Below are 11,386 nucleotides of genomic sequence, written 5' to 3' on the forward strand. Positions count from 1 at the left end.
GATTTGATCATCCATACGGCCTAAATACATCGCATTTCCGTATGGCAGCCACTTAGACAAATCACCAGTACGGTACATGATGGTGCCTGGCAGTAGCGGGTGTTCAACAAACCGCTCCGCGGTCAATTCCGGTTTATTAACATACCCAGCAGCAAGGCCGCTGCCGGAGATGCATAGCTCCCCAGCCGTTCCCACCGGTGCAGGCTTGTCTCCAAAATTTAAAATATGAACCGCGACGCCATGCATCGGTCCGCCAATTGGCACATTAACGCCGCTGGCAGCAGCTGATTTATACACATACATATTGGAGCAGATCGTTGCCTCAGTCGGACCATAGCCGTTAACAATACGTATATTCAGATTTAATTGAACAAAAAGCGCAAGCGTTGTATCTTTTATTGGTTCAACGCCAACAAGCAGCTTGTCCAAGGAGATCGTCATCCTCGATTGTTCCAACGATTGCGCCACATCCCGAAGCAGCGTCGGCGGAATATAAGCAAAAGTTATCTGCTCTTCTACAATTACTTTAGCTAGCTCTCTAGGATCAAGCAGCTTGGGATTTGGATAAAGGACCAGGGACGCGCCAAACATAAAAGGCATAAACAGCTCGCATACGCTCACATCAAACGAAATATTGGTAAGGCTTAAGCAGCGATCTCTTTCATCAAAATTTCCGTCATAAAACAGCTTCAACGAATGGCTGAAGTTATAAAAGCTGCGATGCGGAACCATAACCCCCTTCGGCTGCCCAGTAGAACCCGAAGTGTAGATGACATACATAAGATCATCTGCTGAAATGGATACGTCCATATTGCTTTTATCCCCGTCATATATCGTTTCATCCGTTAATCGCATTTCCTGAGCGGATGGATACGCATTTCTATGAACCGAATCGTCTACTAAGAGCAAACTTGCTCCGCTGTCAGCAAGCATATAGCTAATTCTCTCCTGCGGATATTGAAGGTCGATTGGCATGTATGCACCGCCAGCCTTCATAATCGCAAGCATTCCTGTCACCATTGAAATCGAACGTTCAGCCATCACACCGACAATGCTGTTAGGGCCAACACCGCAGCGAACAAGCTTGCGCGCCAGCGCATTTGCTCGCCCATTCAATTGCTCGTACGTTAATGACTCCCCTCTGCACTGAACGGCGACTCTTCCAGGAACCCGTCTTGCCTGTTCTTCAAAGCTGCTGTGGATACAGCGAGCACTAGGGAAAGCAGCCGCACGACTGCCAAATTCCGTCAGCAACTTGTTGTAATCTTGAGGGGACAACATTTCACACTCGCCTAATGTATGGTCTGGATAGTCCGATACATAACTTAGCAACGTAACGTAATGCCTCATCATCGACCTTACAGTCTCTTCGCGGAACAAGTCCTTGCCATATTCGACTACCAATCGCAGGGTGCCGTCATTTTGCTCCACGGCTTGAACCATCAGATCGTATTTCGCCGTCCCATGCGGGAACCTCTCGTGTCGATAGGTCAATTCTTCACTCRAGTAGTTGGGAATGTTCAAATTTTGCATAATAAACATCGTATCGAATAACGGATTGCGGCTGCTGTCTCGCCGATCCACCATGGACGCTAGCTCTTCAAATGGAAAGTCGGAATTTTCATAAGCCTCTGTCGATGCTGCTTTTATCTCTTCTAAAAACTGGGTAAACGGTTTGTTTGCCACGGGATACCCGCGCAATACAAGTGTTCCGACGAACATCCCTACCAGAGTCTCAGCTTCACGGTTGACTCTCCCCGCAATCGGTGTGCCTACAGCAATATCTTCCCCGCCAGAATACTTTGCAAGAAGGGTATAATAGACCGATAAAAGCACCATAAATAGCGTAGATTCCGTTGATTTTGCCAGCTTTCGTAGATTATCCGATAACTCGTTGTCCACATATATATCAAATGTTTCGCCGCGATTGCTCTTTATCAGAGGGCGAGGAAAGTCAGTCGGAAGCTCCAGCACAGGCCACTCCCCTTGGCATTGCTTCATCCAGTAACTTCTCTGTCGCTCCATCCGCTCCGATTGCAGTTCCTCTCTCTGCCACGCTGCGTAGTCTATATACCGCAAGGTTAACGGCTCAAGACTCTCTCCTCGGTAAAGCATCATAAGCTCTTTGAGCAAAATACCTGCGGAGAAGCCATCCGAAGCAATATGATGCATATCCAAATACAACACATGCCGCTCAGGATTAACGGTCAATAAAGCAGCGCGAAGCAGCGGTGCATGACTCAGGTCAAATGATGTAAACAAGCTATGCAGCGTTTCAAGCACCGTTTCTTCGGATGCCTGCAGCCGCTGAAGGGAAAAGTGAGCATCAGTTTGGACAAATTGACAAATTTCACCGTCTACTATGGCGAATGACGTTCTTAACATCTCATGCCTTTTTATTAATAAATGTATAGACGCTTCCAATCTGCCTGCATCAATTTCCCCCTCTATATGTAAAAGCTCCGGCAAATTATAGCTTCTATCGCTAGGCGATGCAGCTTGCTGCAAGTACATGCGCTTTTGCGACGAAGAGATCGTATAATACTCCCGCTCCGCCACCTGGGGCATATGAATTACTTTTTCCGTTTCTGGCGAACCGCTCCTTAATCGCCGCTCTTCCACAACTCCAGCAAACTCGCTAAGTGTAGGATGTCCTAGCAAATGCTGCACTTCTAGTCGAATCCCCCAGCTTTGACTAAGTGAATTAACGATTCGCAGCGCAATGATCGAATCACCGCCCAATTCATAGAAGTTAGCATCATTGCTGAACTCACGATAACCGAGCAGTTCCCCCCATACATTAGCGACACTTTGCTCCGATTCCGAGACGGCACCTTCACTGCACAGCCTCACATGGTTAACTGCCGATTCATATTTAATCTCTCTCAGAGGTGCTATATTAACACTGCGATCATCTTCCTCTACCCAACACGGATAGGGATCAAATGAATATACAGGCAGCGGTACCCTTCTGCGTCTCTCATCACGATAAAGCTCCTTCCAATCTACTTTAGCACCAGCTGCATATAACTGAGCTAACTGTGTACTTGCATCATCGTAGCCCCGATTACTGCGGACAACCTGCTCTAAGAGCTCCCTTTGCTTTCGCTCGTCATTCCCTCCCATATGCGCTGCATTTGAATCGGCGTAATAAATATTCGGCATTTTCGTGTTTTGCAACCGCTCAACATCTAAGGCTTCCAGCCTATTTCTAAGCTCAACTTCATTTTTGGCGACGATCGCCAAACGATATCGATAATGTCCGCGACCTATCGCCGCGCTAAAGCAGATGTCCGTCAAGCGCCATTCTTGCTGCTCCTGATCGGTAAACCAAGCACGATAATTAATAATGGATCGCTTAAGAGCCGATTCGCTTTGGGCGGATAGGCAAAAAACTTCATTTTTTTCTTCCCCATAAGCTGCATTCGCTACCTCGTCCAACATAACGCTATCATTCATTGACATTGACGGTGCTTCTTCCAGCACAACATGGCAGTTGGTTCCGCTCATACCAAATGCGCTAATACCGCATCTACGCGCACCAAACTCATCACTCCAATGCGATAGCTTGTCGTTGACATACACTGGAGAATCAACAAACGATATTTTGCGATTGGGGAAACGATAATGCAGCGTAGGTGGAATCTGTTTATTGCAAAGAGAAAGAACTGCCTTCAGCAGCCCTGTAATACCAGCAGCATGATCCAGATGTCCGATATTGCTTTTGACCGAGCCAATCGCACAGAACTGCCTCTTGTCTGTGAAACGTCTGAATGCTCTCGTAATGCCGTCAATTTCAATAGGATCTCCCAATGTGGTTCCTGTACCATGCGCTTCCAAATACATGATCGTTTCGGGATCAATGGCTGCATCCTGCCAAGCACGGACAATGACATCCTCCTGCGCCAAGGCGTTAGGCGCAGTGATGCCTACGGAGCTGCCATCCTGATTCATAGCGCTCCCTTTAATGAGTGCATAAATATGATCCCCATCCTGCAGCGCCTTTGCGAGCGGTTTAAGCAGCAATGCGACTACACCATCCCCGATACCGGTCCCGTCAGATCTGTCATCAAACGGCTTTGCACGGTTATCGCTTGACTCGATCCCAAGCCGAATGCCCATATCGATCGGAAGCAAATTGAGCTTCACACTTCCAGCGATAGCAGCATCGCATTCACCGCTGCGAATGGACTGACATGCTAAATGGACGGCCACAAGAGAGGATGAGCAAGCGGTGTCGACATTAAGTGCCGGCCCTTTCAAATTCAAGAGATAAGAGATGCGGCTTGCGATCATTGAACTTAAATTGCCTGGCGCTGCCATTGCGAGCGCTTCTGGATTTACCGTCTCAATAATACGTTTATAATCATGCAGCGCATCGGCGTTATGACCGATAAATACACCTGTTCGTGAGCCATGGAGCGCTTCGCCCCCATACCCGCCATCCTCCAATGCGCTCCATGCGGTCTGCAGAAACATGCGCTGGTTCGGACTCATTAGAGAAGCTTCCTTCGGAGACAATCGAAAAAAGGAATARTCGAAGGAAGAGATATCCTCCAAATATGCACCATCAAATATTGAAATGGTTTCATACAATGCGCTCAGGCGACGAAGATACGGTTCCAACTCCTGCCGCCTCGACTGCGGGAAGGAACGTACACCGTCCACTCCATTTTGCAGCATATCCCAAAACTCTCGGTGTGTGTCTGACTTCGGAAGCTTGGCAGAAATGCCGATGATCGCAATTTCTTGGCTTGCGGTTTCCAGCACCGCGTCACTACTTGCGTCTCCTTCATTTTCATTGCGATTTGGTTCCAACAAATCCAACTGGAACATGCTGCACACTCCTCTTTTGCGGTTGTTTGCAGTGGCAATGTGATCACTACCATGAATCATTGATTTAACTCGTTATACTTTTGTTGTGCCGCTTCAAATTCTCCGATTGTCTACGCAGCAAAATATACAAATGCACAATAATCGCTAATCCGCTTATGAACGACAGAATAAGAAAAATTTCGGGAGAGGAATCCTTCATAAAATGAGAGACGACATACAAGGTTGCTGTACTGAACACATGCGCGAGCAAAGATGACCATATCGATCCTGTGGCCACGCGAATTACACCATAAATAATCGCTCCAAGAGCAGCGAAGGCACCAATGGTTACGCTCATAAATACAGTGCCAAACAACAAAGCTTGCAGCAGCACAGACCATGCAGAGGAGAATCGTTGGCGGAAAATATGGATCAGCATCCCCCGGAACAGCAATTCCTCGAGCAAAGAACCTAGCAATAAGCTGCTCAACACAAATATGAAGAAATTCCCTCCACCAGCTACAAATTGAACCAAATTCGCAATTTCCGGGAAATTCTCAGCGATCCAACCAAGCTGTGTGAACACCGCGATGAACAGACCAAGCCAAATTCCTGTCCCAGCAGCCATCACTGCTGATTGTGGTCGAACGAAGCCGAGGTCTTGCATTCGAATGTTTTGCCAGCGAAGCAGCGGCACATAAATGGCGATCACTATCGTATTCGCTGCGATAAGAGAGCTCGCTGGATTTTTGCTAAGCCACGTACTAAACTCAGCATCTTGAATCCAATTGTTCAACGCCCAATTGGTGAATAAAACTACGCAGATGTAAATAGCTAAATAGAGTAGAACTTTACTAATTACAGTTAACGTTCTCATGTGTGAATGACCTCTTCGTGACTGTATGGCTTGCGAAAGCGGCGATTGCCCAAATATAATCCAACAACAATCATGGCACCTGCAACTGCCATTACGGCTGACAATATGAATACATCGTCACTCTTCGGGCCTAGATGCCAGAGCAAGTATTGAACTCCTTGGCAAGCCACCTGCGCGGCAATCGGTGCCCAGATGGAATCAAACCATACGTACAAGAGGGCAAAAATGATAGCGCCAAGAAACCCATACAAGGAAAGCGGAATATCACCTAAGAAGAATAGAACGCCATATAATAACCCTTGCAGTAAAATCGCAACGGTGACAGGCAGAACGCCTCTAAAACTGTTCAGCAGTAAACCTCTGAATAACGTTTCCTTGTATACATTGCCTAGCAATAGAAAAACGAGGAAAACATACCATTCTGCCCGATTCAAATATTCGAATAACTCTTGGAATTTGAACTGATCAGACTGGATCGCAGGCAATTGTGAGAATGCCACAGTGAACAACCCCGCGCCCAAACCCACCCACAGCGACAAGGAAATAGCGCTGCCATCCATCTTTTGAAATCGGGCTTCCTTGAATAGGTTTTGTTTAAATATTAGCTTTATCGCAAAGTACATAAGCGGAAAACCAATAATGTCATTTAATATAATGACAGCAAGCGTATTTTGTTCAAACCAAGGACTCAACGGGTAGATATAAGCAAAAAATAACTTGGTAACGGTAAGAAACCAGGCGAAATACAACCCGATGACTAGTAGAACACGCCCTATCGATACAGTCCAATTTCTCATCTTATCGCCCTCTTCCAACCGTAATCGGGTCTGCTTGTACTGAACTTGCACCTTTTTCGAGCCCTCTGCGCCAAATATATGCCGTTCCTCCTACGAGAAAGAGCAGGCTTCCAGCCGTTAGAACATACAACGCGGGTTCTCCTATTTCGTTAATCGCTTCATGCCATCCAACATATTTTGTTATAAAAATAAGACTCATGGCTGAGTTTTGTACAATAATTGGCGCCCATAGGCTCCCTATTCGGATATACAATATCGCGTAGATGAGTCCAGAACCAAAACCAATGAATGACAGGCTGAGGCTTGGCTGAAAATAGGCGTAAACCAATGCTTGCAAAATAAGCGCAGCATACAGCGGCATCACTTGACGTAATTGTCCGTAAATTAATCCTCTAAACAAAATTTCTTCATAGATGGGGGCAATAAGCCCCGCACCTAAAATAACGAATAAAATGGAATCTCCCCTAATGAGATCATCTACGAGAAAGGGGATGGACGGAAAGTGCCGAGCGATGACATCAATTTCAATTAGACCAATACTAAACAGGCATCCGGCTGCCCCCATAGCCAGCATCAACCCGGCATCTTTGACCCCGATCTTCTTGAAGCCGCTAACTTGAAACAAAGTTTGCTTCTGCTCTTTCCATATGCTTCTCTTTAAACGGAAAACAAGCATATAGATGAGTAAGATGGAGGTAAATAATATCGCCATGAACATCGCCGGGTTACGATCCATAAACTTGGCAAGGCCGAGTGTAGCTTCATACTGATAGGTTGATCGCAGCAGATAAAGCAAAGCGTAGAAGATACCTAAATACCATGCGATATTCCCGAGCATAAACAAGATCTTTTTCAACGTAATGCTCCTTTGCATATAGGGTTGTCCTTACTGCTTGCCGCCAGCTCTAGCATTAGAAGTCTGCTGAAATTGATGAACGGCCATTCTGAGCAGTTTAATATAGCCCTGAGCCCATGCCTTAACCTTTTCTTTCTTTAATCGACGTGCATTAAATTCCCATAAACCGCTCATCCCTTTACCTGCTCCTCCCCTGGCGCTGTCTAACGTCAGAATGATATCGAAGTGGTGCATGAGTTGATTTTCGGGAATGAAGCCTGTGCGCGAGCGATCTACAAACAAAGGCGTTATGCGGGAACTATTATGGCTCCCAAGCTCTCTCTCCACTTGATTCCAATCGTAGGAAATTTTCGTATCGTCAAACAACGAGTCGGCTTCTCGGATTAGCTCGCTAAACTCCAGCACCGTACTAAAGTCAAGCGCTAAAGGTGTGAGCCGTCCCCTTGATGTTGCAACCGGCATTACCAGATCATTAGCGCCTGACTGCTGCTTCCAGAAGAGCAGATAGATTGCTAGTGCAACGGTTGTAATGGACACGGACTCCGAATATGCCATTTCTGCCAGTCCCTCAATTAAATCGTCCTCAAGGGTGAATTGGTACGAACCATTCCGCTGCGCAGTGTATGTGTTATTGAAGGAGTCCTCACCTGTAGCAATTCCAGCGTAATGCCAAATGTGAGGAAGATTGCTTCGGGAATCAATATATTCCGCAAGCGCGGCAATCGTCGGATAATTAAATAGATCCGTCACCTTGAGTAAACCTGGGTACAGCTCTTCCAGTCGCTGGTGGGTACGGACAAGCAGCAGCGACTCTCCCCCAACATCAAAGAAATTATGATGCGTCCCAATAGCGGTTCGGCCTAGCACTTCTCCCCACACAATAGAAATGGTTTTTTCCGTTTCGCTTGCTGCCTCCACATAACGCACGCCTACATCCAACCGCTCGTCTGGTGCTGGCAATGACTTACGATCTACCTTGCCATTTGGAGAAAGCGGCATTTGATCCAGTTCCACGTAGACAGCCGGAACCATATAATCGGGTAATGTTTTAGCCAAATGATAACGTAATTGTGCAGTAGTGACTGCATTACTCGTTACGACATACGCGCATAGAAATGCGCTTTCCCCCGCAGCCCCGTCACGCTTCATGACAACGGCTTCCCTTACGTCTGGATGACCCGTAAGCGCATGCTCGATCTCCCCGCATTCAATGCGGTACCCCCTAATTTTCACCTGGTGATCCATTCGTCCCAGAAATTCGATGCTGCCATCAGGCAGCCACCTCGCAAGATCACCTGTACGATACATGAGCTCGTTAGCTGCGAATGGATTTATCACAAACTTTTCCGAGGTCAAATCAGGACGTTTCCAATACCCTCGCGCCAAGCCAACTCCCGCAATACACAGCTCTCCCGCCACGCCTACCGGTTGAGCCTGCATAACTTCATTGACCACATATAAGGAAATGTTGTCGATTGGTTTGCCAATAGGCACGCTCGTTAAACTTTGCTCTCCTATACACTCGTAATAGGACACATCGACCGTCGCTTCCGTTGGACCATACAGATTAATGAGCTTCGCAGCATTAGGTTCTCCGATTCGCTCTCTAAATCTCTCTACTTGATTGACCGTAAGCGCTTCTCCACTGGCAAAAACATAACGTAAGCTCTCAAGCTTTTTACTATCCTTAACAAGGCCCGGGTAATCCAAAAACAGATGAAGCATAGAAGGTACAAAATGTAGCGTAGTCACCGCATACTTATTAATGGCATCATATATCGCCCCAGGGTCCTTTTCTCCGCCTGGTGCAAGCAAGCATAGCTTAGCGCCTGAGAAGCTCCATAAGAACAACTCCCATACCGACACATCAAACGTAAATGGCGTTTTTTGCAAAATCACATCATGCATATCAAGTGTGTATCTGTTTTGCATCCACGTAAGGCGATTCACTACGGAATGGTGCTCAATCATTACCCCTTTCGGCTGTCCTGTTGACCCTGAGGTGTACAACACATACGCTAAGCTGCGCGATCGATGGATTTTTTCTAACGGCCCATCATTTTGCTCATGCTGCAGCGCTTCCTCTATGTTCAATCGTTCAGAGTCTAGCGACATGTTGCCGATCTGCCCGTCTAAGCCCCGAGTCAAAACAATCCTTGCTCCCGAGTCATCCAGCATATATCGAACTCGCTCTTCAGGAAGCCCAGGTGAGATCGGGACATACGCCGCTCCTGCCTTCAATATGCCGTAAATCGCAATGATCATGTCTACAGAACGCTCCATGATGACGGCTACAGTATCCTCATGCTCCACCCCATGCTTTCTCAGAGCTCTTGCCAGCCGATTAGCCTTCCCATTCAATTCACTATAGGACATTTTCCCCGTCTCATAGATCAGGGCAGTGGCATGCGGTATCCACTCAGCTTGTGCTTCCAAGTAAGACTCAACGGTCATATGGCTTGGGTAAGCGGTAGCCGTTTCATTAAATTGAACAAGTTGAATGGCTTCTTCATCCGAAGTCAGCAAGCGTATCTGGTTTAAAGAGATATGCGTATCTTTCGTAATTTGCTCCACAATTCGAATATAGTAGCTAATCATTCGGTTGATTGTTTGTTGTTCGAATAGATCCGTTGCATATTCTACAGTAAGGTCTGCACCATCCTCACGCATTGCAAGCTCAAACGTCAGGTCCAGCTTGGATACAGCGTGCTCCAGCGGCTGCGACTTTAATTGCAGCACATCAGCTTTCATTGCCGGCACATCCATATTTTGCATAACGAACATGACGTCAAAGATTGGATTTCGACTCAGGTCTCGCTTCACATCAAGTGCGGTTACACAATGCTCGAACGGCAGCATCCCATTATGCATCGCACCAAGCACCTTCTCCTTGATCTGTTTGGCAAAATGAAGAAAGCTGTGCTCGCCCGATGGCTGGCTCCGTATAGAAACGGTATTGACAAACATCCCAACAAGCGGGGCTGTCTCTGGATGGGATCTTCCTCCAATCGGTGTACCGGAGATAATATCCTCTTGCCTCGTCAGCTTATGAAGCAGCACGTGAAAACAAGCAAGCCATATTGGAAAACTAGTCATGCCAGCCGTTGCTGCCAATGACTCTACTTCGGACATTAACGAGAGAGGCAGCGCATGAATGATTTTGCTCCCCTTAAAGCTTTGTTCGGCTGGCCTTGGCTTGTCCACTCGCAAATCCAGAAGCGGCAGCGTTCCCGCCAGCTCCTCTCGCCAGTACTGCTCTTGCCTATCCCGCTCTCGGCTCTTCATAAAACCCTGCTGCCATACAGCTATGTCCTTGTACTGGACTTCAAGCGGCAGCAACGTGCCGCCTTCATAAAGCTTGGTGAAATCATGTGCCAGCACTGTCATTGAAATACCGTCAGATACGATATGATGCATATCAAGCAACAGCAAATGCTCTTGCGCGCCATTCGTAATAAGCGAAGCGCGCAGCAGCGGAGCAATGCTCAAATCGAATGGCTGAACGAATTTTTGCATGCTGCTCCATCCATCCACTTGATCCGTTTTTGTTACATCAGCTCGCACCATTACTCGCTCATGAATGCGTTGAACGGGGGCGCCATCGCGCCATTCAAAGCTTGTTCTGAGCGGTTCATGACGATCAATGAGCCGCTGCAGCGCCTCTTGCAGTCTCTCAACGTTCAGTTCACCACGCATACTGAGTGCGAGCGGCAAATTGTAGGCTGTACTGGAAGGCTTCATATGATGCAAAACGAATAGTCGGTTCTGCGCAAGCGACAATGGATAAACATCCCTCTGCTCGGCCCTTGTGATAGATGCTGCAGTCCTTTTCGGCGATCTATCAATGAACGCTGCCATCTCTTCTAGGACCGGGTAGGCGAACACATCCTTTAGTGTAAATGTGACCTCTAACTGCCGCTCCACTGCACCCGTTAACTGCGCTGCGCGCAGCGAATGTCCGCCAAGCTGGAAAAAATGATCGTCGGTGCGTACGATGCGAACACCAAGTATGCTCTTCCATAGCTCTGCTAGTCGAAGCTC

At 47.3% G+C, this 11,386-nt stretch carries 5 protein-coding genes; all 5 read right to left on the reverse strand.

The window, feature by feature from the left end; all coding sequences use genetic code 11:
- Positions 1 to 4,836 (reverse strand): amino acid adenylation domain-containing protein (locus AC1DSE_RS20730; RefSeq protein ID WP_477528118.1); only part of this gene is annotated, 4,836 nt, incomplete at its 3' end.
- Between the two features lie 64 nt (positions 4,837 to 4,900).
- Positions 4,901 to 5,692, reverse strand: a complete 792-nt coding sequence (locus AC1DSE_RS20735) for a lysostaphin resistance A-like protein (RefSeq protein WP_477509317.1) — start codon at positions 5,690 to 5,692, stop codon at positions 4,901 to 4,903.
- Positions 5,689 to 6,489 (reverse strand): lysostaphin resistance A-like protein, encoded by an 801-nt coding sequence (locus tag AC1DSE_RS20740; protein WP_477509318.1) that lies wholly within the window; start codon positions 6,487 to 6,489, stop codon positions 5,689 to 5,691. The genes AC1DSE_RS20735 and AC1DSE_RS20740 overlap by 4 nt, the downstream gene beginning before the upstream one ends.
- Position 6,490: 1 nt before the next feature.
- Positions 6,491 to 7,345 carry a lysostaphin resistance A-like protein gene (locus tag AC1DSE_RS20745; protein ID WP_477509319.1) on the reverse strand — a complete coding sequence of 285 codons (855 nt, stop codon included), beginning with the start codon at positions 7,343 to 7,345 and terminating at the stop codon, positions 6,491 to 6,493.
- A 30-nt stretch (positions 7,346 to 7,375) separates the two neighbouring features.
- Positions 7,376 to 11,386 (reverse strand): non-ribosomal peptide synthetase (locus AC1DSE_RS20750; protein ID WP_477528119.1); only part of this gene is annotated, 4,011 nt, incomplete at its 5' end.

Source organism: Paenibacillus sp. 01L418, assembly GCF_056400045.1.